This window comes from Mycobacterium asiaticum (genome assembly GCF_001673635.1).
GTDB classification, from domain to species: domain Bacteria; phylum Actinomycetota; class Actinomycetes; order Mycobacteriales; family Mycobacteriaceae; genus Mycobacterium; species Mycobacterium asiaticum_C.
This window is the reverse complement of the sequence record NZ_LZMH01000061.1, coordinates 133182-155178: the sequence shown is the minus strand read 5'-3', so window position 1 is coordinate 155178 and position 21997 is coordinate 133182. Positions and strand designations below refer to the sequence as shown.

Annotated in this window: 21 protein-coding genes; 8 read left to right on the top strand and 13 right to left on the bottom strand. The window is 67.5% G+C overall.

The window, feature by feature from the left end:
* Nucleotides 1-73 precede the first annotated feature (73 nt).
* From A5645_RS17820 to A5645_RS17805, 4 genes are all read right to left on the bottom strand, one after another.
* Complete coding sequence (locus A5645_RS17820; RefSeq protein ID WP_331225546.1) at nucleotides 74-526, bottom strand: PaaI family thioesterase; 453 nt, start codon at nucleotides 524-526, stop codon at nucleotides 74-76.
* 21 nt (nucleotides 527-547) lie between these two features.
* Complete coding sequence (locus A5645_RS17815; RefSeq protein ID WP_065130495.1) at nucleotides 548-1621, bottom strand: GGDEF domain-containing protein; 1074 nt, start codon at nucleotides 1619-1621, stop codon at nucleotides 548-550.
* A gap of 114 nt (nucleotides 1622-1735) precedes the next feature.
* Entirely contained in the window at nucleotides 1736-2953 is a 1218-nt protein-coding gene (locus A5645_RS17810; protein WP_065130494.1) for a cytochrome P450, read from the bottom strand.
* 166 nt (nucleotides 2954-3119) lie between these two features.
* Entirely contained in the window at nucleotides 3120-4589 is a 1470-nt protein-coding gene (locus A5645_RS17805) for an amidase (RefSeq protein WP_065130493.1), read from the bottom strand.
* Nucleotides 4590-4671: 82 nt separating this feature from the next.
* Between A5645_RS17805 and A5645_RS28205 the strand changes: the two genes are divergently transcribed.
* Nucleotides 4672-4839 carry a hypothetical protein gene (locus A5645_RS28205; protein WP_172830559.1) on the top strand — a complete coding sequence of 56 codons (168 nt, stop codon included), beginning with the start codon at nucleotides 4672-4674 and terminating at the stop codon, nucleotides 4837-4839.
* A 3-nt stretch (nucleotides 4840-4842) separates the two neighbouring features.
* Here the strand turns inward: A5645_RS28205 and A5645_RS17800 are convergent, their stop codons facing one another.
* The 3 genes from A5645_RS17800 to A5645_RS17790 all read right to left on the bottom strand — a co-directional run bounded on the left by A5645_RS17800 (nucleotide 4843) and on the right by A5645_RS17790 (nucleotide 8369).
* Nucleotides 4843-6231: an ATP-binding protein gene (locus tag A5645_RS17800; protein ID WP_065130534.1), complete on the bottom strand. Its 1389-nt coding sequence runs from the start codon at nucleotides 6229-6231 to the stop codon at nucleotides 4843-4845.
* 89 nt (nucleotides 6232-6320) lie between these two features.
* Entirely contained in the window at nucleotides 6321-7745 is a 1425-nt protein-coding gene (locus A5645_RS17795; RefSeq protein WP_065130492.1) for an amidohydrolase family protein, read from the bottom strand.
* Nucleotides 7746-7778: 33 nt separating this feature from the next.
* Complete coding sequence (locus A5645_RS17790; protein WP_065130491.1) at nucleotides 7779-8369, bottom strand: TetR/AcrR family transcriptional regulator; 591 nt, start codon at nucleotides 8367-8369, stop codon at nucleotides 7779-7781.
* 88 nt (nucleotides 8370-8457) lie between these two features.
* Between A5645_RS17790 and A5645_RS17785 the strand changes: the two genes are divergently transcribed.
* Both A5645_RS17785 and A5645_RS17780 read left to right on the top strand, forming a co-directional pair.
* Nucleotides 8458-9099 (top strand): hypothetical protein, encoded by a 642-nt coding sequence (locus A5645_RS17785; RefSeq protein WP_065130490.1) that lies wholly within the window; start codon nucleotides 8458-8460, stop codon nucleotides 9097-9099.
* A gap of 46 nt (nucleotides 9100-9145) precedes the next feature.
* Complete coding sequence (locus tag A5645_RS17780; RefSeq protein ID WP_155768056.1) at nucleotides 9146-9502, top strand: hypothetical protein; 357 nt, start codon at nucleotides 9146-9148, stop codon at nucleotides 9500-9502.
* Between the two features lie 15 nt (nucleotides 9503-9517).
* Here the strand turns inward: A5645_RS17780 and A5645_RS17775 are convergent, their stop codons facing one another.
* The gene (locus tag A5645_RS17775) at nucleotides 9518-10258 is read right to left on the bottom strand and encodes an SDR family NAD(P)-dependent oxidoreductase (protein ID WP_065130489.1); all 741 of its coding nucleotides are present in this window, start codon (nucleotides 10256-10258) and stop codon (nucleotides 9518-9520) included.
* Nucleotides 10258-11340, bottom strand: coding sequence for an alpha/beta hydrolase (locus tag A5645_RS17770; RefSeq protein ID WP_081288414.1), 1083 nt, complete (start codon nucleotides 11338-11340; stop codon nucleotides 10258-10260). Before A5645_RS17770 ends, A5645_RS17775 begins: the two co-directional genes overlap by 1 nt.
* A gap of 201 nt (nucleotides 11341-11541) precedes the next feature.
* Between A5645_RS17770 and A5645_RS17765 the strand changes: the two genes are divergently transcribed.
* Together A5645_RS17765 and A5645_RS17760 are read left to right on the top strand one after the other, a co-directional pair.
* Nucleotides 11542-12441 (top strand): class I SAM-dependent methyltransferase, encoded by a 900-nt coding sequence (locus A5645_RS17765; protein WP_065130488.1) that lies wholly within the window; start codon nucleotides 11542-11544, stop codon nucleotides 12439-12441.
* 47 nt (nucleotides 12442-12488) lie between these two features.
* Nucleotides 12489-13058 carry a DUF2231 domain-containing protein gene (locus A5645_RS17760; RefSeq protein WP_065033634.1) on the top strand — a complete coding sequence of 190 codons (570 nt, stop codon included), beginning with the start codon at nucleotides 12489-12491 and terminating at the stop codon, nucleotides 13056-13058.
* Nucleotide 13059: 1 nt separating this feature from the next.
* On the opposite strand, the gene A5645_RS17755 is transcribed toward A5645_RS17760, so the two are convergent.
* The 3 genes from A5645_RS17755 to A5645_RS17745 all read right to left on the bottom strand — a co-directional run bounded on the left by A5645_RS17755 (nucleotide 13060) and on the right by A5645_RS17745 (nucleotide 15911).
* Nucleotides 13060-13521 carry a GreA/GreB family elongation factor gene (locus tag A5645_RS17755; RefSeq protein WP_065033653.1) on the bottom strand — a complete coding sequence of 154 codons (462 nt, stop codon included), beginning with the start codon at nucleotides 13519-13521 and terminating at the stop codon, nucleotides 13060-13062.
* Nucleotides 13522-13625: 104 nt separating this feature from the next.
* Entirely contained in the window at nucleotides 13626-14252 is a 627-nt protein-coding gene (locus tag A5645_RS17750; protein ID WP_065130487.1) for an Rv1733c family protein, read from the bottom strand.
* A 135-nt stretch (nucleotides 14253-14387) separates the two neighbouring features.
* Entirely contained in the window at nucleotides 14388-15911 is a 1524-nt protein-coding gene (locus tag A5645_RS17745) for a PucR family transcriptional regulator (protein ID WP_065130486.1), read from the bottom strand.
* 132 nt (nucleotides 15912-16043) lie between these two features.
* Between A5645_RS17745 and A5645_RS17740 the strand changes: the two genes are divergently transcribed.
* A complete protein-coding gene (locus A5645_RS17740; protein WP_065130485.1) occupies nucleotides 16044-17051 on the top strand; it encodes an NAD-dependent epimerase/dehydratase family protein in 1008 nt (335 codons plus the stop codon).
* 30 nt (nucleotides 17052-17081) lie between these two features.
* Here the strand turns inward: A5645_RS17740 and A5645_RS17735 are convergent, their stop codons facing one another.
* On the bottom strand, nucleotides 17082-19823 hold the full coding sequence (locus tag A5645_RS17735; protein WP_081288413.1) for a helix-turn-helix transcriptional regulator: 2742 nt from the start codon (nucleotides 19821-19823) through the stop codon (nucleotides 17082-17084).
* Nucleotides 19824-19973: 150 nt separating this feature from the next.
* Here A5645_RS17735 and mdlC point away from each other — a divergent pair, with 150 nt between their 5' ends.
* Together mdlC and A5645_RS17725 are read left to right on the top strand one after the other, a co-directional pair.
* Nucleotides 19974-21587, top strand: a complete 1614-nt coding sequence (gene mdlC / locus A5645_RS17730; protein WP_065130484.1) for a benzoylformate decarboxylase — start codon at nucleotides 19974-19976, stop codon at nucleotides 21585-21587.
* Between the two features lie 11 nt (nucleotides 21588-21598).
* Nucleotides 21599-21994, top strand: coding sequence for a tautomerase family protein (locus tag A5645_RS17725; RefSeq protein ID WP_065033629.1), 396 nt, complete (start codon nucleotides 21599-21601; stop codon nucleotides 21992-21994).
* Nucleotides 21995-21997: the final 3 nt, after the last annotated feature.

Sequence of the window (21997 nt, the reverse complement as noted above, 5' to 3'; positions counted from 1 at the left end):
AACCGTCGCTTCGAGCGACCACTTGCCGAGAGGCGTGAGCCCGGCACCGTCAACTTCAGCGACGATGTGCGCTTCAGCGACGATGTGCGCGCAGCTGATACAGCCCCTTGGTGGTGGCGACCACGGCCCCGGCCGCGTCGGTGACCACCGCCTCCAGCGTGTAGTCGGCTTTGCCCTTTTCCTCGGCCTCGGCCTGGACGCGCGCGATGGTCTCTTCGTCCAGCTTGGCCTCCGCGCGCAGCGGCGTGGTCGCCATGCCGACGAAAGAGATGTCGACGTTCTTCACCAGCGGGAAGTACTTGGCGGCATCGAATGTGGACAACGCGATGATGCCACCGAGGATCTCAGCCACGGTGAACTGCACGCCGGCATAGATGACGCCGAAGTGGTTGCCGTTGCCCTCGACCGGAACACTGGTCGCGGCGAAACCGCGCCCCGCTTCGATCACCCGCACCCCCATGCGGTCGGCGATCGGAATCGTCGACGCCAGACTCGCATTCATCATCTCGACCAGCTGATCCGCCACGCGTCGATGGTCGCACACCGCTCAGCACAGGTCGTGGTGGTACCACTGATTCCCGCCCAGGCGCTTCGCCTGGTACATCGCGGCGTCGGAGTCGGTGATCAGCCGCTCCAGCAAAGCCTGATGGTCGCCTGCCGGTGCGTCGTCCAGCAGGGCGCATGCGGTGCCGATGCTGGCCGTGACTTCGGCGGTCGAGCCCGCCACGGCCAGGCACATCTGCGTCGCCAACGATTCGGCGTTGCATTTGGCCGCCGTGCCGGCCACCAGAAACTCCTCGCCGCCGCTGCGCGCCACTACGGCCTGGTCGTCGGCGGCGGCCAGCAATGCCTGGCCCACCTGGACCAGCGCGTGGTCACCGGCCGCATGACCGCGGTTGTCGTTGAGCCCCTTGAAGTTGTCCAGGTCGATCACCAGGACCACAAGGTGCGCGTCGATGCCGCGGCGGGCCAGCATCATCCCCAAGGCGTTGTGCTGGAACGCGCGTCGATTCAGCAGCCCGGTCAGCGGATCGCGGTCGGCACGGAGCAGGTCGCCCGACAGCGCCCGCACGAGGATCCGGATCGCCAACGGCAGCGCGATGTTGACCTCGAGTACCAGCCACAGGTCCACCCCGGCCAGGGACGGGTGCCCGGAGGACCCCAGCTGGACGGCTTCGTAGCCGGCGACCGCCGCGGCCACCGCAAAGTTGTAGAGCACGAAGGCCGTGGTGTGGAAGAACGCGATGTAGGCGCCGAAGGTGGCGAAAGCGATGCACCCGATCAACGCGGCCAGCGGGTTGGGATGCGCCAAGCAGGCCAGCGCGACCGCGGTATTGCAGCTGACCGCGAAGGCCACCGACTGGGTGCGTGTCGGCCAGCGCCAGATCCAGAGCAACGTCGCCGCGACACCCAGGGCGACCGCGGCCCACGTCATCGCGATCGGCACCGATCCGCGCGGTCCGTCCGACCCCGCCATCAGCGCGAAGAGGCACAACACCATCGACGCGGAGATGAACGCCATCAAGGCACGGGTGGCACCGCTGATTCCCCGCGCAGCCAGATAACCGGAGAGCCAGTCATACTGGTCGGCCCGTCGCCACCGGCTAAAGATCGCAGTCATCGTCGATTCCCCATCGCCGCCACGCGCAGTGGTGCTGGCCCGTCGAGGCTGTCCCGAGGCCACCGAGCAGCTTAACGCTGGTCATCCGGCCTGGTTGGCGGTCCGCGAAAACCGCTACCGACCGATCGGCGCGGACGGGGTGAACTGGACCGGCATGCTTTCCAGCCCGCTGACGAAGTTCGCCGGGCGTAGCGGCAGCGGAGAATCCGAAGCCAGCCGCAAATCGGGCAGCCGCTGCAACAGCCGTTCCTGCATCATCGACAGCTCCAGGCGTGCCAGTTGATTGCCGAGGCAGAAATGGGTGCCGAAGCCGAAAGCCATGTGATTGTTGGGGTGCCGGTCGATCCGGAAGCTCTCCGGGTCATCGAAGACCGTCTCGTCGAAGTTCGCCGATTCGAACAGCAGGATGATCTTTTCGCCCTGCCTGAGCTGCGCCCCGTGAAAGTCGATGTCGGCGGTCACCGTGCGCGCCATGTTCTTCACCGGCGACGTCCAGCGCAGCATCTCCTCGACCGCGGCCGGCAACAGCTGCGGATCGCGCACCAGCCGCTGATGCTGCTCCGGTTCGCGCAACAGCTGGGCGGTGCCGCCGGACAAGGTGTGGCGCGTGGTCTCGTCACCGCCGATCAGCAGCAGCAGCACCTCGGTGACGATCTCGTGGTCGGCCAGCTGCTCCCCGTCCACTTCCGCATGCACCAGCACGCTCACCAGGTCGTCGGTCGGCTCGGCCTTGCGCGCCGCGATCATGCTTGTCATGTATTCGGTGTAGGCGGCGAAGGCGTCCACTGAGACCTGGAAATCCTGCTCGTCGGTGGTGCTGCTGAGGAAGCTGACCATGTCGTCGGACCAGCGCAGGAACATCTCGCGTTCCTTGGGCAGCACCCCCAGCATGTCGCCGATCACGGCCATCGGCAGCGGAGCAGCGAGGTCCCGGACGAAGTCGCACTCACCCCGCTCACACACCGCATCGATCAGTGCGTCGCAGAGGGCGCCGATCGACTGCTCGCGGTCCTTGACCCGCTTGCGGGTGAAGCCGGCGTTGACGAGTTTGCGGCGCAGCAGATGCTGCGGGTCGTCCATTGCGATCATCATCGGTGGCGCGGCCTGGTCGGGCCGGATTCCGCCCGCATTGGAGAACACCTCGGGGTTGCGTTCGGCTTCGATCACCGCTTGGTAGCTGGCCGCGGCGGCCAGGCCCCTACTGTCGCGAAACACCGGCTCGTGCTCACGCATCCACTTGTAGTACGAGCGTGAATCGCCGGCGTAGAAAGCCCCGTCGGTCAAATCGATGTCGGGCCGCGCTTGGTCATGTCGCGCAAGAACTTCCGGCACCGTTGCACCTCTCTTCGACCCGGCAGCTGTTCACCTTTACCGTAGACGTTACGGTACGAAAACTGGTACTGATCGCGGATTCGTCCCGCCGGGGTTGGGCTACCGGGACGTATTGGCAGCCCGCAACATTCGCGGTGTCATCCGCTACGCCGACGATGACCGCTGGTTACAACGGCGCGACCCGGTCGGCCCAAGGAACGGCCTGCTCGAGCTGAGCGGCCAGCCGGATCAACACCGCCTCGCCGCCCAGCGGCGCATTGAACTGCACACCCAGCGGGATGCCGTCGGCGGTCCAATGCAGCGGCAGCGACATCGCCGGGCGGCCGGTGAGGTTGGCCAGTTGGGTGTAGGGGACCCAGCCCAGGTTCTTGTCCACCAGGTCGTCGACGATCTTGGTGTACCGAAGCAGGCTCGCGGTACGCGTCTTGATCAGCGCGTCCGATGCACGCTGCAGCACGGCGGGCAGGTCGAACTCACCGATCCTGGGCGGCGGAGTCGCCAGCGTCGGGGTCATCAGCAAGTCGTAGGACTCGAAGAAGGTGGTCAGCCGTCGGGTGTGCTCGTGGCGCCGTTCGACGGCGTCCACATAATCCACACCGCTGGTCGCCCGGCCGATCGCGGACATGATCAGGGTGTCGCGCTCGAACGACTCATTGCCCGCGCCGGTGAGCCGCTTGGCCTGCTCGACATCCCAGGCCAGATGGACGAACCAGGTCAACAGGAAGTCGCGGGCAAGCGCGGCATCGTCGTACGGGGCCTGGGGCAGTTCGTCCACGTGGTGCCCGAGATCGGTCAGGGCGCGCACGGTCGCCTCGACCGCCGCGAATGCTTCGGCGTGGGGTTTCGGGTTGATCGCCGACGGAACGCGGACCCCAATCCGCAGCTTCGGCGGATCCTGGCCGACCTGGGAGGCGAAGGGTTCGTCGGGCAAGCCCGGCAAGTACGGCCCGAACGGCTCCCCGCCGCTGATGACATCGAGCATTGCCGCGGTGTCACGCACCGTTCGGGAAACAACGCCCTGCACGGCGGCACCATGCATTGCCTCGGCCGTCGCCGGGCCCAGCGGCGTCAGCCCGCGACCCGGCTTCAGACCGACCAACCCACAGCACGCCGCGGGGATCCGTATCGACCCACCACCATCGTTCGCGCCCGCGCAGGGCACGACCCCGGCCGCGACGGCGGCCGCCGAACCGCCCGACGACCCACCCGGCGTCCGCTGCAGATTCCACGGGTTGCGCGCCGGCCCCCAGGCGTCGGGCTCGGTGATCCCCTTCGCCCCGAATTCCGGCAGGTTGGTCTTTCCGAAGATCACCAGCCCCGCGTCGAGCCAGCGCTGGACGACGGTCGCGTGCTCGGCGACAGGAGTCGACATCAGCGCGCGAGACCCCTGCGAGGTGGGCAGGCCGGCGTAGTCCTGCGCGATGTCCTTGATCAGGAACGGAACGCCGGCGAACGGACCGGTCGGCTGTTCATCGGGAGCGGCGGGGATGTCGCGCACGATGGCGTTGATCCGGGGATTCACCGCCGACGCCCGGTCCCGAGCCAGCGAGAGCAGCTCCGCCGGCGTCACTTCCTTATCGGCGACGAGTTTGGCCAGCCCGGTGGCGTCGTATTTCCGGTATTCCTCGAAATCCATGGTTCGACCGTAACCGGGTTTCGAAGGGCCTGAACGGGGAGACCCTGAGTGCAGACACTCAAGCCGCTCAGAAAGGCCCCGCGTGGATCAGCACCAAAATGACAAGCCGGTAGGCGTGCCGACGGATGCCAGGGAACCGACCGAAGAGCAGCTCACCGAGGAGGCGCAGCTGGAACAGCAGAATGTCGACCCCGACGCCCCTGGTGCGCAGCAGTCGGCGGACCAGCTCGCCGACGAGAGCAGGCGCTAGCCATCAGAGGTACATCCCGGCCGGGACCGACGCCCGGTACCTGCCGGCGCCCACCTCGGCAAGCAGTACCGACGTGCTGATCTTCCCCTCCTCGCCGGCCAGCACCCCGCGCCGAACGACCTCGCGGATGTCGCTGCCTGTGGTCCGCTCCGGCAACGCCGCCACCACCGCCTCGGTGTCGACCGCCGGACCGCCCGGAATGTCGCGGATCAGCGCCGCCAGGATGCGGACCGCCTCGGCCGCGGCGGGGTAGCCCACCTCGACGACCGAATCGAAGCGGCCGGTGCGGATCGCCGCTTTGTCCAGCGTTGCGGCGTCGTTGGTGGATGCCAACGTCAGGATGCGGGCATCGGCGTCAATGTCCATGGCCTGCAACAATTCCGAGAGTCCGCGATCACCGGCGGCGCGGGCGCGACACCACAGATCGACGTCCTCGAGCACGATGAGCACGGGACCGCCGAGGCGCTGAGCCTCTTCGACGACGGCGGTCAGCAAGTCCTCACCGGCCTTGGCCTCGACATAGATGACGGTGAATTCCCCGACCACCTCGCGAGCGACGACGGCACTGACTGCCGACTTGCCGGTGCCGGGCGGCCCGCACAGCAGCACCCCACGGCGCGCACCGAGGCCGTGCGCGTTGAGAATGCGGTGCCGGTCACGCACCGCCGTGATGCCTAAATCGACTTCCGTCCACACCGCGTCGGGCACGATCACGGTGTTCCGGGTCGCCGCTGACGGCAGGTCGATAACGGTGAGGTTCAGTCCGTGATGGTTGCTGGCCCGCACCGCCCGGCCCCGGTAGGGGTTGAGTTCGTTGGCGCGTTCGGCGAGTCGGTCCAGGACGACGCGGGCGTGCGCCTGGTTGTCCGGTGTCACGTAGGCGGACACCTCGGCCGAGTGCATGATCGAATCGCGCGCCTCGATGTGGATGACGCAGCCCGCGTCCGCAAGCAGCGTGCCGACGGGAAAATGCACACGCAAGCACAGCGGGTGCCGGTACCGCTGGTCGCCGATTTCGGTCTGGGTCCACTTCGGCGGATAGGCGCACTCGCCGGGGCCGGTTTCGCACACGTCGGCATGTGCGTCGATCAACTCCGCCAGGGCCAGCGCCGTGGTCAGCCGCGACACCGGATTGAGCTCGCGCTGTTCGTCGACGAGGTGGCCACAGTCCGGTACACCGAGGCAACGGGCGGTGAAACGCTCTGCGCTTTCCGCGCTTTCGCGTTCGGCCACACCGACCAAGAGTTCACCGAGGGCACGTAGCGCGGGCCGTACCCCGTAATCGAGGCCATCGAGCCACGCGCCGAGGTCCTCGATGCGGTGGCGGCGCGTTCGATCACCGTCGGTCACGCCGGCAGTCAGATCGGTCAGTGGGCGGTCGGTGAGTGTCATCGCTTTCTCGTCGGTCGGTTTGGCAGAGCAACCGACCACGATCGCATCCGATGCCGTGAGGTTCAACCGATTTTCGGCGCGGTAATCCCTCAGGCGTCAGCAAGATTCGCGGTCGACAATGCCAGCAGCAGTTCCAGCATGGCCGGGTCGGTACCCGGCAACTGAGCACCCCGATCACGGATGCGCTGAAGCACAGCCTGCGCCGAAGCCTCCGCGCGAGCGGTGAGTTCGGCGAGGTCTACACCCTGCAGCACGCCGTCGCGCTTGACCACCTTGCCATCCACCAGCACCGTCCGGACATCGCCGGGGCCGGTCTGAAATACCAGCGTGCCAACGGGATCGAGGTGCGGATGCTGGCTGATCCCCGGACCGCCCACCAGGATCAGGTCGGCGCGCTTGCCGACGGTGATGCTGCCCACCCGCTCGTGCAGGCGCATCGCCTCGGCCGGATTCACCGTGACCCATTCCAGCGCCTGCGACACGGTGGTCGACACCTGCTGTGGGTCGCCTCCGGCGAGATTGACGTCTTCGCTGTCCGCCCAGCGCTTGAATGCCAGCGCCATCCGCAACTGGTGGAACAGGTCACCGGAGTTCAGCGACATGACGTCGGCGGACAAGGTGGGCTTGATCCCGCGCTGCTCGGCGGCCCGAAATACCAAGCGCCCCATCCCCATGTTCAGTTCCGTCTCCGGCGAGATGGACAGCTTGGCCTTCGCCCGAGCCAGCACGTCCCATTCGGTGTCGCTCAACGCGTTGCAGTGCACATGGATCTGCTCGGGACCGAGCAGCCCCGCAGCGTCGAGTTCGGCGACCCCGGTGGGCATGGACCATACCGACCCGGTGTGGCAGACGACGAGGGCATCGTGCGCACGCGCGGTCTCGATCTCGGCTCTGGTGTGCCGCAACGGGATCAGTCCCACCTCGGTCAGCGCCACGCCGAGGGTCAGCAGATCGTCAGCGCTCCGGAAATGCGTCGCCGCGACGCGCTCGAAGTCCGCGCGGCGCTGGTCGTGCTCGGTGAAATGCTGCGGCGCCAGCGGGCTGGAGTCGAAGAAGCCGTAGGCGAAAACCCCGCGAATGCCGCTGTCGCGCAGTCCTTTCACCGCCGCGTCACTGTGCTCTGGAGTGTTGTTGCAGTGGGAGAAGTCCAGGATGGTGGTGACGCCGGCGTTGAGCGCTTCCAGTGCCCCGAGGCGATTACCGAGGTACACATCGTCGGCGGTGTAAGCCGGCGAGACGCTCAAGCGGATGCCGAAAAAGTAGTCCAGCAGCGTCCAGTCGGCGCAGATCGCGCGCATCTGCGTCTGCCAGGTGTGGCGGTGGGTGTCGACGAGTCCCGGAGCGACGATGTGGCCGCGGGCGTCGATCTCCTCGGCGTCGATGGCGGGCAACGAGGGACCGACCGCCGCGATCCGTCCGTCTTCGATCAGCACGTCGCCGCGGGGCAGGACTCCCACCTCGGGGTCCATGCTGACTATCTGGCCACCACGGACCACGATGCGGCTATCAGGCATGGCGACCTCAAATCCCGTGACGGTTGCGACCGATCACATTTCAGCATGGCGGGACGGTCGCGGCGCCACAAACGGGACCAGCACCTCGTCGACGAGTTGCACGATCAGCTCGTCGCTGATCGGGTCGCCGGTCACCAACAGGCGGTGCCAGAGCACACTCTGACCCAACTCGCGCGCGATCTCGACCGGAACGTCCGCCCGCACATCGCCGCGGGCGATTCCCCGGGCCAGCAGGTCGGCCATCTCCTTCTTGCGCCAGCCGATCACACCGGTGCGGAAGGCCGTCGCCAGCTCGGGATCGGTTGCGGCCGCAGCGATCCCGGCCCGAACGACGGGCGCCTGCGGACCGGTGAACAGCTCGGACCAGCCGCGCAGGATAGCCAGCATGTCTTCGCGGTAACTGCCCGTGTCGTCGTGCGGGATCGCGGCGACCGCGGTCCGCAGCAGCGTGTCGCGCAGCAGCGCCCTGCTGTCGGGCCAGCGCCGGTAGAGCACCGCCTTGCTGGTGCCTGCGGCGCTGGCAACGGCCTCCATGGTGACCCCGGTCAGCCCATTCTGGCCGACCAGCTCCAGCACCGCGTCCCTGATCGCGGCGTCGAGTTCCGCGCCGTACCGCCGCGCCATTCCCAACCCCTTTCAAGAAACGCTTGCGTTTCTTGCCACACCGGCCTAACCTCGGCGCAAGAAACGTTACCGTATCTTGGAGGCTGTCATGCAGGGTCGTCCCGTTCTCTATCCGCTGCGACCGGTCGACAGCGCGACAGTGCGCTTCACCCGAGCCCCGCATCGCCGTCGCCGCGTCACCATCGACCATCGGGTGCTGACGGGTGTCACCCCGGCGATGCTGCTGGACTGGTTCACCAATCTCGGGGGCACGATGGAATATGGCGGCCAGACCATCGACCGCTATCTCGCGTGGCATCCGATCGATCACATCCGTTGGGAACTGGCCCGTCCGGCCCCCGGTGGCGGCGCCGCCGAGGGTGCGCGGTTCCGCATCGTGGAGGCCTTCGGCGCGCGGCCGGAGTTCCGGGTGGACGTCGTCGACCGCGTGGAGAAGCTGGACGAGACCGGCATTCGGCTGGTGACGCGGATCGCCGGCGTCATCGTCTTCCAGCTCGAGCACACCTGGTCGGCCGGATCGGACGGCGCACACTACGTGACGGTGCTCGACGCCGGGGCGCGCACGCCGCTGTTCGCGCCGATCAACCGCATGGTCCAGCGGCGTTTCCCCGACGAGATGTTGCGCGCCTGGGTCAAGCACAACATCGAAGAGGTGGGACAGCTGGAATACCTGCTGCCGCAGCTGACGACTGCCCGGGAAACCATCAAGGAAACCGCAAGAATCCGTTGAGCGGCATCGCCGAGTCTGATCGTGTCCAACATCGAAGGAGACGATCATGCGCGAGTGGGGTATGCGGGCCAGGAAGTGGCTGGCGGCAACGGCTTTGGCCACGGGTCTGCTTGCGGCCGCAACCGGCACCGCCCACGCCGGCGGCGCGGCAGCCCCGGTGGGCTTCTGGATCACGGGCAACGGATCCGAACAGCTGCTGGTGAGCCAGAGCGGTTGCTCATTGGCTAATGGCGCTGGGATACCGACGACCTCGGGGCCATGCAGCTGGAACGCGTCGTCCAACGGCGGCATCCTGACAATCATCAGCAGCCAGACCCGTCGGCCTGCGCCGGTCTATTTCAATGTGCTTTGGGTGAACCAGTCGACAATCACCGTTGAGGGCGACGTCTTCTACCGGCAATGAATCAGGCCTCGGCCATCAGCCGGCACCCTTGCCGTTGTCCACCCGGTACACGGCGCCGTGGACGGCCGCGGCGTCGTCGCTGGCGAGAAACGCGATGACACTGGCGACTTCGTGTGGCTGCATCATTCCGCGCGGTGCTGCCGAGCGCAGGATCAGGTCGTAGTTCGGATTCTCCGGGGCGGTGAATTGCTCGATCTGCGGGGTGAGCATGCCCCCGGGGCATACGGCGTTGACCCGCAACCGATCCGCGGTGTACTCGACCGCCAGCGCGCGGGTCAGCCCAACCAAGCCGTGCTTGGCCGAGCAGTAACCGGCCGAATACGCCTGGCCCTCGACCCCGGCGATGGAGGCGACGTTGACGATGTTGCCGCCGCGGGCGAGTAGATGGGGAAGTGCGGCGCGACACAGAAAGAACGGGCCGTTCAGGTTGACCGCGAGGTCTTCGGCCCAGTCGTCGTCAGTCATGTGCTCGGTCCGGCGCATCTGGTGGCGGCCCGCGATGTTGATCAGCACATCGAGCCCGCCGAACCGTTCGACGCACTGCGTTATCGCGCCCCGGCAGGCCTGCGCCGAGGCCACGTCGGTCGCGGCATATGCGCCGCGCTCGATGTTGGCGAACACCTCGGCCAGCCGACCGGTGTCTCGTGCGATACCGAAAACCGTTGCGCCGCTGCGGGAAAATAGTCGCGCGGTCGCCGCACCCAGGCCCGACGACGCTCCGGTCACGAACGCGACCTTGCCTTCTAGTGATGCCATCAAGTTGCTCCATAGTGGCCGAAGTGGGTCCGAATTGCCGAGATCGCCGAAGCTATCGCATCGGCGCTGCCACCTCCCATCGGGGCGAGACTGGCAAAACCGTGCGGGAGCGTGTCGAACTGCTGGTGGTGCACGGCGACTCCCGCCCGACGCAGGGCGGCGGCATACTCGTTGCCCTCGTCGCGCAGCGGGTCGAATCCACCGGTGAACACCAGGGCGGGCGCCAGTCCCGTCAGATCGGCTCGCAGCGGCGACATCCGCGGATCGTCGGCCGCGATGTCGGTGCCGCCGAGAAACGATTCGGTGAACCAGTCGATCTCGGACCTGGAGATGAAAAACCCGTCCGAGAACAGCGCCCGCGATCGGGTTTGACCGGCAAGATCGAGTGCGGGGTAGAGCAGTACCTGCAGCGCCGGCTGGGGGATGCCGTCGTCGCGGCAGTGCAGCGTGACGAGCGCCGCCAAGGTCCCGCCGGCACTGTCACCGCCGACGCCGACCCGAGATGGATCCGCGCCCATCTCCGCGGCGTGTTGGAGCGCCCATCGATACGCCGCGACGCAGTCCTCGACGGCAGCGGGGGCCTTGTGTTCGGGCGCCAATCGGTATTCGACCGACAACACCTGGACCGCGGCGTCCCGGCAGATCATTCGGCACAGCCCGTCGTGAGATTCGATGTCGCCGACGACAAACCCGCCGCCGTGAAAGAAGACGAGCAGCGGCGCCGGTGTCGCGCCGGTCGCCCGGTAGTGCCTCGTCCGCAGCGCGCCGGCGGGTCCAGGGATGGTGAGGTCTTTCGTCGGCACCGGGATTCTGGGAGCCATCGCCACGTGCGAATCGCGCATCAGCGCGCGGGCGATCTCCGGGTCGCCGGAGGCCCCGAGACCACCGGTACGCGAAACTCGTTGTGCGGCAAGTATCAGCTGTGCCGTCGCATCCAGGGTGTTGCCGTCGACCGTGATCCGCCGACCGCCGGCAAGCAGGCGCTTCGCCGGAGCCGGAATCCGCGGCAAGACCATCATGCCGAGCCGGAGCGCCCCGTTGGTCATCGCAATGGGACGCGCTTTGAAACGCCCACGCGCCATGGCTTCCCCTTCGCTCGGTTCGGACGAACCCTAGCCGGAACATATATTTGGTTCAATATCCAGCCGGCCGGGTGCACCGAGCCGTGGACACACGATCCTGGCCATCGCGACGCTCGAAAGCATCCACCGGTTGCCGCGTACAGTGGATCGAGAAGTTATATACGCTAACTATGCGGCGGGATCCGCTGGGAGGAGACGGGCGTGGCTCGGACCGACAACGACACCTGGGATCTGGCTTCGAGCGTGGGAGCGACCGCCACGGCCGTCGCCACCTCGCGCGCGATTGCTTCGGAAGGGCCCGAGGCGCTGCTCGACGATCCGTGGGCGGCCCCGCTCGTTCGGGCGGTCGGCATCGATACCTTCGTCAAGCTGCTCGACGGCGACCTCGGGGACATCGACGATCCCCTGGTGACCCGCCAAGCGATGAAGGAGCAGATCACCGTGCGCACCCGATTCTTCGACGACTTCTTTGTCGAGGCGACCGGGTCTGGCGTTCGGCAGGTGGTGATCCTGGCCTCGGGGCTGGACACGCGGGCTTACCGGCTGCCGTGGCCGGCGGGCACGGTCGTCTACGAGATCGACCAGCCCGAGGTCATCGAATTCAAGACGCGCACGCTGGCGGACCTGGGCGCCGAGCCCGCCGCTCAGCGTCGCACGGTGGCGATCGACCTGCGCGACGACTGGCCGTCAGCCCTGCAAGCGGCGGGATTCGATGCGCGGCTACCGACGGCCTGGATCGCCGAAGGCCTGCTGGTCTACCTGCCGCCCGAGGCGCAGGACCGGTTGTTCGACAACATCTCCGCCCTGTCGGCACCCGGCAGCAGGATCGCTACCGAACACATGGACATGCGCAACATCCCGTCCGACTGGGCGGAAAAACTGACCGAGCGCTCGCGCCGCATCGGCTCCAACATCAACCTGGCGGAATTGTTCTACACCGGGGAACGCAACAGCGCTGCCGAATACCTGACCGCGCTCGGCTGGCGGCCGGAAGTCAGGAACACCGAAGAGGCCTACGCCGCACATGGATTCGCGCTTCCCGACGACGAGCTGACCGCGTTCGGCAAGGCGTCGGGTTACCTGTCGGCGGTCCTGACGTAAAGCTCGGTTGCGCGGTTCGACGCCGCGCAACGGGGTAGTCAGGCGCAATGAACCTGCATCACGTCTTGGGCAGCGTCGAGGAACTCGAGGTACTCGACGAACCCGCAGCGGTCGCCGCTCGTGTCGCCGGACGAGTGGTCGGCCGTGGTGGCCTGGCCAGGCTCCTGCGCGGATCCTGGCTCGGCCACCCCGTCCACCCGCTGCTCATCACGATTCCGGTGGGCACCTGGATGACGTCGGCGGTGTTCGACGTCATCTTCAAAGACGTCACCACCGCCCGCCGACTCATTGCCGTCGGTCTGGCCGCCACGCCACCCACGCTGCTGGCCGGCTGGGCAGATTACGCGCTGCTCGGCCGGCGACAGCAGCGGGTAGGGCTTGTGCACGCGCTCTCCAATTTCGCCGGCGTTGTGATGTTCTCTCTGTCCTATCGGGCGTACCGCAAAAATCGACTCCGGGCGGCGCGGGCGTACACCCTCGCCGGCCTCACGGCGATCAGTGTGGGCGGCGCACTCGGTGGGCACCTTTCCTATGCGCAGGGCGCCGGGATGTTCCGGTGGGAGCCGCTTCGCGCGGTGACGCACCGGAGTCCGGTCGAATACCAGCGTGCCGCGTGAATCACGCCGCGCCCGTGTGCATCCCGTAAGGGACCGCTCGCAGCAGTGTGACCGTGAGCTGAGCACCGTTGGGCATCGCGTAGGTTCGCCGCTCGCCGGGGCGCGCTCCTTCCAATGCGGCGCCCAGCGGGGAATGGACCGAGTAGACCTCGAGGTCGCCGGGCTCGGCTCCGCGCAGACCTAGCAGGAAGGTCTCGACCTCCCCGGTGTCGTCGTAACGGATGGTCAAAACCATTCCCGGCTCCGCGATCCCGTCATCCGGCGGGTCCTGGCCGACGGTCACGTCGACCAGCAGATCGTGGATTTCCTGGATCCTTGACTGCCAGCGGTGGATGTCGTCGGCGCGGTCCTCGTCACCGCTGTCGATCGCGGAGAGACACCGTCGACGCAACGTCGCCAACTCTCGCTGCAACCGGTCGTGAGCCTGCTTCGAGATCCACACCCGCTGCGCCTTGCGTTGCACCGTCACTACATGCCCTTTCCTATTCAAGTGGTCGTCGCCAGGGGCGGGCGGGGAGACAGCAACCGCCCCTGACGACTGGGAGGCCCCCTCCGGGGCAGAGTTCGTTACGGCCGGCTGGGGTGTTCGTTGCCCTCGTTGGTCAGCAGCTCGGGCCGCCAATCGGCATCGCGGGCCCGGTTGCACGCCGCCCGGGTGCCTGCGACGAGGGCCGCCGCGGCGACGGCCACGTTCAACCAGATCGCCAGGGCCACCAGCACCGCCTCCCTGGCCGCGGACATGTGCGGCGGCCCGGCGTAGGAGCCGTCCGGGTTCACCGGTATGTCGATCACCGCGCCGGGCTTCGGCGCCGATTCCGACTGGACCAGACCGGTGTGCTCGACCCCGGCAGCGAACCATCGGGCCTGCACCCAGGTGCTGTCGCTGCGAGCCGGGCGGTCGAGGACGGTCGCGTCGACCGCGATACGACTCTGTGCCTGCTCGGCGTAGGAGCGGGCGCGCGAGTCGTGGATCGCCGTGCCGACGGCGGCCGCAATGGGTGCCGCCAGCAGCGCCACCGCGACCGCCAACGCCAGGACCAGCGCTTCGATTCGGTCGCTGCGGCGGATCAGAGGATTGCGGCCGAACAGCACCCGAAGCCACCTCGGCAGACCCAGGGTGAAAGTCTCCATGTCGGCACCCTCGTCCGAGCGGCGGCGGTCACGCCGTCGCTGATCGGGTTGCGGGGTAGGCATCGGTGCTCCTATCGGGCAGGCGCGTCGGGCGTCCTGCTCTGTTCGACACCTCCATGGTGATGCGGCCGACAGCCCCCCGCGTTGACGGAAGCGGACAATCCCGCACCCGCGCATTGTCCCGTTGCGACAGGACGATCAGTCGCTGTCGCCGGCCGCGAGCTGGATCATCATGGCCAACCGTTTCTTGGCGTCGTCCAGCGCCAGATTGGTGATCTCGGCCATCTTGCGCATCCGGTACCGCACGGTGTTCTCGTGCACGCCCAGCCGCTGGCCGGCCTCCGCGGGATCGCCCTGCGCCTCCAGCCAAGCCCGCAGCGTGGCCACGTACTCGGTCCCGTTCGCGGTGTCGTGGCGGCGCAGTTCGGCCACCGGTCCGCGGTCCGGGGACCGACCCGACCGCGCTGCCGTCCGCAACCGCTGAAGAAGGATGTCGTCCCATGACTCGTCGTACACCGGCGTGGCGGCCGTCGGCGACGCCTCATGTAGCGCCAAGCACTCGTCGGCCTCTTGGCGCGCGGTGGGCAGGTCGGACACCTCGACCGCTCCGCTGATGCCCGCCACCACCGACGCCCCCTCCGGCAGGGCGGCGCGCAAGCCGGTGACCCAGCGACGCGCCGTCGCGGCCTCGCCACCGGGGAGCAGCGTGTACACCGTCTTCGCCACCAGGGCGCTGCGGCCGGGTCGCGACCAGCCGAACCCGGCGGTGGCGCGCTCGAATGCCAGCAGCAGTGCGGCATCCCGTTCCCGGGCGATGGAGGCCTGCAACGCGATCACCCGCAGCGGGTCCGGCGGCAGGCCCAGCCTGGTGCTGACCGTGGCGGCGTCGGCGCTGCCCTCCAACAACCGGATGACCAGATCGGATTCGACCTGGCGTTCGAGGTCCGCGCTCGCCCGCGACCGCAGCAGATGCAGGGCGACGGTGTGCGCGCCGTCGGCCAGCGCGGCGCGCGCGGCACCGTCCAGCGGCGCCGAACACGCCACCCACACCGAGCCCATGAGTTCGCGTCCCGAGCGCACCGCCACCACCATCCGGCCGGTCAAGCCGTGTTCGGCGTCCTGCGGGACGAACAGCGGGTCATCGGAGACTTCCAAGTGGGCGAATACGCCGTCGGCTTCGAAGAACTTGCGCAGGCGCTCGGGTGTCTGCCGCAGCAGGATGGTCTCCACCCGGGCCGGATCGGCGTGCTCCTGCAGCCGCGAATAGGCCAGCACCTGCATCAGGCGATCGTGAATGACCACGGCGCTCCCGATGGCATCGGCCAGGCTGTCGGTAAGTGCGAACAGATCGGTCGGACCGCGGCCCGCCGCGGTTTCGCGGCCCTCGAGCACCAGCCCGTAGACGACCGCCGCCAGCTCGCTCCACGACAGCGCGTCGTCGACCACCAGCACCGCGCCGACCCGCGCGTCGTCGTCCGGCTTCGCGGGTACGGCGCTCGCGCGCACCAACACCACCACGGCATGCGCCGACGCCGCCCATTGCAGCGCTTCCTCGTGTGAGCCGGCGTCGATGGCCAGCAGGACATCGCCCAGCACGGGACCGTTCTGGTCTGCCTCGTGGATTACGACGCTGCCCAGTTCGGTCGACCGCGGAACCGTCGCCGAGCGCAGCCGAACCCCGTAGCTGCCCAGCACATTGACCAGGCGGTCCAAAGTGATCACGCGACGCTCCCCAATAGGACTGCTAACAGCGTAATCAGCAAACCCCCGCGGTGCCCCTAGTTTTCGATGCCACTGGCATCGTAATATGGAACCGTCGGCCGTCGCCCCGACGAGCCAAGATGAGGGAGAACCATGCTGATCGGCGTCACCGGCGGGACCGGATACCTGGGAGCGCATTGCGTCCGAGCCCTGCTCGCCCAGGGCCACCGCATCCGCCTACTCGTCGAGCCCGGGGCGGCGGACGCCCCGGTGGTGCGCAAGCTTTCCGAACTCGGCGAGGTCGAAATACACCAGGGCGACATCCGGCAGCAGCGCATAATCGAGACGCTGCTGGACGGCTGCGACGCGGTCCTGCACGCCGCCGGCGTCGTCGGGACCGACAACCGTCGCGCGGCACTGATGTGGGAAGTCAACGCCTACGCAACAGAGTCGCTGCTAGGGCACGCGGTGCGGACGGGTCTGGATCCAGTTGTGATGGTGAGCAGCTACAGCGCCCTGTTTCCGCCGCCGGACGGCATCATCGGCCCCGATACCCCGACCGCACCGGGTCGCAGCCCGTACGCGCAGACCAAGGGCTATGCCGATCGGGCAGCCCGCAAGCTGCAGGATGAGGGTGCGCCCGTCGTGATCACCTATCCGTCGAGCGTTGTGGGGCCGGCCTTCCACACCTCGCCGGGCGTGACCGAGCGCGGCTGGGCACCGATCGTGCGACTCGGCATCGCGCCCAAGTTGCGCGGCGGCATGCAGATGATCGATGTCCGGGATGTGGCCGATGTACACGCCGCCCTCATGAGTCCGGGACGTGGCCCGCGGCGCTATGTGTGCGGCGGGGAGCTCGTCGCGTTCGACGACATGATTACCGCCCTCGAGCGTGGGGCCGGTCGCCGTTCCATCCGAATCCCGTTGGACCACCGGGTGTTTCGCGCCCTGAGCAGGGTCGGTGATGCGCTGTCGGGGATCGTGCCGCTGGGTGACGGGCTCAGCTACGAGGCCGCGCTGCTGTTGATCGCGGCCACGCCGACCGACGATTCGCGCACGCTGGGCGACTTCGGCATGACGTGGCGGTCCCCGGTTGACGCCATCGTTTCCTCGTTTCCGCGGCACCATGTCGGTGAGACAGCGAGCGGCGTGGAGGCCTAGTCACGCCATTGCTTGAGCATCACTCGAGCATCACTCGAGCATTTCTAAGCCCAGGTTTCGCAATTCGCGCCGCGAGCTGACGCCCAGCTTCGCGAAGATGCGGCCCAGATGCCATTCCACCGTGCGCGGACTGATGAAAAGCTGGGCACCTATTTCGGAGTTGGTACAGCCCTGCCGCGCCAGTCGGGTGATCTGCCGTTCCTGCGTGGTGAGGCCGATCGCGGTGCCCTTCACCGGCTTGTGCACCGCTTCACCGGCTGCTTGCAGTTCGCGGCGTGCCCGCGCGGCGAAGCCCGCCGCGCCCATCTGAGCGAACAAGTCGTAAGCGCGCCGCAGCTGAGTCCTGGCATCGGCGCGGCGATTCGCGCGCCGCAACCACTCCCCGTAGACCAGGTGCGTGCGCGCCTGATAGACGACCACCGGGGTGCGCGACAGGTGCTCCACCGCTGCCTGATAGTCCGCGCCCGGGTCGGCGCCCACACCGACAAGTGCCCGCGAACGCGCCGCGATGCCCAGCGCGGTTTCGGCGCCACTTGCCTGCGCGCGTTCATTGATCCGGGCGAAAAGCTCCTTAGCCAAGTCGGTTTCACCGCAATAGGCGGCCGCCTCCACCGCCTCGGTGAGCAGATACGACGACATGCCGACGTCGTCGTGTTCGAGCCCGGCGCGCGCCGCCGCCAAGGCCTTCGGGTATTGCGACAAACCGTTGTGCAGGACGGCCACGGCATAGCGCGTGACCGACACTTCGGTGCCTTCGCCGCGATCGCTGGCACCCTCGATGATCACCCTCGCAGATTCAAGACAGTGCTTCTCCTCCCCGCGGTAGGCAGCCAAATACGGCACGATCGACAGGTGCGGCGGGGTACCAGTCGCGGTGGCAAGGATCTCCACCTCCTGCAACGTCGCCTCCGCGGCGGCGAAGTCACCGCGCGTCACACAGAGCCCGGCGTAGGTCGACAGGGACGACGCGATGAGCGTCAATTCGCCTGTAGCGCGCTGCATCTCCACCTGCTGGCTGGTGAGGAAGTCGTAGGCGTCCTGCTCGAACAGGTCCAGACAGATGCGGTTGGTGACGTCGTGCCAGCGCGGATCCGACATGCCCGACCGGGTCTCCCGTACATACTCCGCGATCGCGTTTCGCAGCAGCGGTGCTGCCGCAATATAGCCGTCCGTCAGTCGGATGATCAGCCCTTCCATCAGCAGGTCGACCGTGTCGCGCCGGCTCGTGCCCAGCACTGGGCGTGCGGCGCGGGCAACGAGCTCCGGCGGACTTTTCGGGTCGAAGAAACGGCCCACGATCAGGGTGGACATCAACGCCTCAAGATAGGTGTCCCTTGCCAAAGCGGGGTCGATCCTGGCGAGCCGCTGCGCGGCCGCCAGCAACAACGGCGGTGCATCGGGTCCACGGCGTGCGGCCCACGCCAGCTTCGCCCGGATCAAATCGGCTCGCACACTGATGGATTCGTCGTCGGAGACTTCGCTCGCGAGATCCAACAGCCGTGCGGCGGCGTCCAGCGATCCCGCGTCAAGCTTGGCCTGCGCGGCTTGCAATGCCAGCTGCACCCGCTGGGGACGATCCGGTGTCGCGTCGACGGCCGCTGCCAGAAACGCCGCGGCGGCCGCGATGCCGCCCCGAGCCCGTGCTTGCTCGGCAACGGCCAAGAGTTCGTTGGCAACCGCGTCGTCGGGGGCCGCAATGGAATGCGCACGGTGCCAGGCCCGGTGGTCGGGGGCGTCGCTGATTGCAACGGCGAGGGCCTCGTGTGCTTGCCGCCGTTCCGCAAGGGGCGCGTGCCGGTAGATCGCGGAGCGGACCAGCGGGTGGCGGAACAGGATACGGCCGTCGACCGATAACAGGCCGGCTGTTTCAGCTGGCGCCGCGGCCTCGACACCGATTCCCAGCCGAGCCGCCGCCGACCACAACCAGGACGGTTGCCCGGTCGGTTCCGCGGCGGCGATGAGACACAGCATCCGGGTAGGTGCCGGCAGCTGGTTGAACTGCTCGATGAAGCTGTGCTCGATGCGCCCGGGAATCGATTTCCCATGAGCCAGGCCGTAACCGCCGGCGAGATCGGTCGGGTCAAGGGACCGGTGCAGTTCGAGCAACGCCAGCGGGTTGCCCCTCGATTCCGCGACAATGCTGTCGCGCATGCGGTCAGAGATCCGGCCCGGCAGCAGTGCCGCAAGCAGCGCCCGGGCGTCACTGTCCGACAGCCCTTCCAAGACCATCTCCGGCAGATCGGCCAATTCGGCGACCGGGGTCCGCGCGGCAAAGATCACGACGACGCGGTCGGCCAGCAACCGTCGCGCCGCGAAGGCGATCGCCTGCAGCGACGCGCGGTCGACCCAGTGTGCGTCGTCGACGACGCAGATCGTCGGCCGGCTCGCCCCCACTTCCGCCAGCAGGGTGAGCAGAGCCAATCCGACCAGCAGCCGATCCGGTGCCCCGTCGCCTTCGCTGACTCCCAGTGCGACTTCCAGCGCAAGCCGCTGCGGTTTGGGGAGCCGACTCAGCAATTCTCGTAGTGGAGCGCAAACTTGTTGCACCCCTGCGTGAACCAGCTCCATCTCGGACTCGGCTCCACTACTGCGGATGACGCGAAAATCCGAGGCCTGCTCAAGCAGGTGGTCGATCAGTGCGGTCTTGCCGATGCCAGGCTCACCCCGCACGACGAGCACGCCGCTGTGACCTTCGCGGGCGCCGCCCAGCAGGCCGGCCAGTAGCTGCTGCTCCTGCCGCCGGCCCAGCAACCCACGAATATTGTCGCGCACGCAAACATATTCGCAGGAAACTGCCCCCGGGGCGCGCCGGAGACCGGGGGTTTACCCGGGGTCGGCAGTTGGTCACCGGTGCTTGACTCGACGCCGTGGAAGGCGAGCGGCCGCCGCTTCCGCACTCGACGAGAAAGGCCGTGTGCTCCGATGACCGACGTAAACAATGTCCACGAAGTCACCTACGAATTGCTCCGCAAGCTCGGTCTGACGACGGTGTTCGGCAATCCCGGATCGACCGAACAGTCCTTCTTGAGGGACTTCCCGGACGACTTCACCTATGTCCTGGCGCTGCAGGAGGCGTCGGTGCTGACCATCGCCGACGGGTTCGCCCAAGCCACCGGCCGGCCGGCGCTGGTCAACCTGCACACGGCGGCGGGAACCGGAAATGCCGTCGGTAGTTTGGTGGCGGCATACCGCGCCAATACCCCGCTCATCGTCACGGCCGGCCAGCAGACGCGCGAAATGCTGTTGTGTGACCCGTATCTGGCCAATAAAGAGGCAACGACGCTGCCGCGGCCGTGGGTGAAGTGGGCATACGAACCGGCGCGGGCCGAGGATGTCCCGGCTGCGTTCATGCGCGCCTATGCGACGGCCCTGCAACCGCCCGCCGGCCCGGTCTTCCTGTCGATACCCCTCGACGACTGGGAAAAGCCCGCGCTCGGTCCCGCCGTCGTGCGCACGGTCGCCGAACGGACCAGCGCCGACCCCGATCGTCTGCGCCAATTCGCCGAACGCATCAGCGATGCCCAGCGTCCGGCCCTCGTGCTGGGACCGGAAGTGGACCGTGCCGGCGCCTGGGATGCCGGCGTCGCCTTCGCCGAGAAACTGAAGGCGCCCGTCTACGGCAGCTCACTGCCGGACCGCATCTCGTTTCCGGAGGACCATCCGCTGTACGCCGGCATGCTGCCGATGACCATCGCCGGGGTGGAACAGGTGCTGCACGGCTACGACCTGGTGGTCGTGGTCGGCGCGGAGGTGTTCCGCTATTACCCCTACGTGGCCGGCGAGTACCTGCCCGAAGGCACCGAACTGCTACAGATCACCGCCAGTTCGGAACGCGCTGCGGTGGCGCCGGTCGGGGACAGTCTGGTTGGTGACGTGGGACAGGCTTTGACGTACCTGACCGAGACCGTGCGGGTACCGGCCGACCGGCAGGCACCGCCGCCATTGACTCACGAACGCAAATCCGACGTGCCGGCGTCCGCGCCGATGACCGCCAACGCGGTGTACGAGGTGCTCAGCACCCTCAAGCCCAAGGATTCGGCGCTGGTGATGGAGTCGACGTCGACGATCGCCGAACAGCAGACCTGGTTGCCCACCACGCGCAGCGCGGGCTTCTATGCGACCGGCAGCGGTGGAATCGGTTGGGGGGTACCGGCCGCGGTCGGTGTCGCGCTGGGCGACCGCGCCCGCGGCGTCAAGCGCACCGTCGTCGCCACCATTGGTGACGGTTCCTTCCAGTATTCGATTCAGGCGATCTGGACCGCCGCGCAACACAAACTGCCCGTCGTATACGTCGTCCTGCGCAACGGCGAGTACGCGATCCTCAAGTCGTTCGCGCTGCTGGAGAAGACACCGGGCGTGCCGGGCCTCGACCTGCCCGGCCTCGACATCGAATATCTGGCAAAGGGATTCGGCTGCCGGGCCGTGACCGTCGACAATACCGACGCGTTGGCCAGCGAATTCTCCGCGGCGCTGGCAGCTGATGGACCGACCGTCATCGTGGTGCCGACCGTCCCTCAACTTCCTTTTCTGGGCTGAGGGCCGATCCGGTGCCCATCTACACCTGCACCACCGCCGTCTCGACGCTCGACGCGCAGACCAAAGCCGAGCTGGCTGCGGAAATCACGCGAATCCATTCCCGCGTCAATCACGTTCCCAGCACCTACATCAACGTGGTGTTCCAAGAACTTCCACCGGACGCGGTCTACACCGATGCCCAACAGTCAAAGCCGTTGCTCATCAGCGGCTGGGTGCGCACGGGTCACCCTGATGGCGAAACCAGCCAGCTACTAACCGAAGTCGCCGAGGCTGCTACCAGAGTGACCGGCATCCCGTCGGCGCGCATCCTCGTCATCATCCAAAACAGTCCCGCCCACTTCGCCATGGAGGGCGGGCGGGTCCTGCCCAACCCGGGGGAAGAACAGGCGTGGCTGGCAGGCCACTGACAG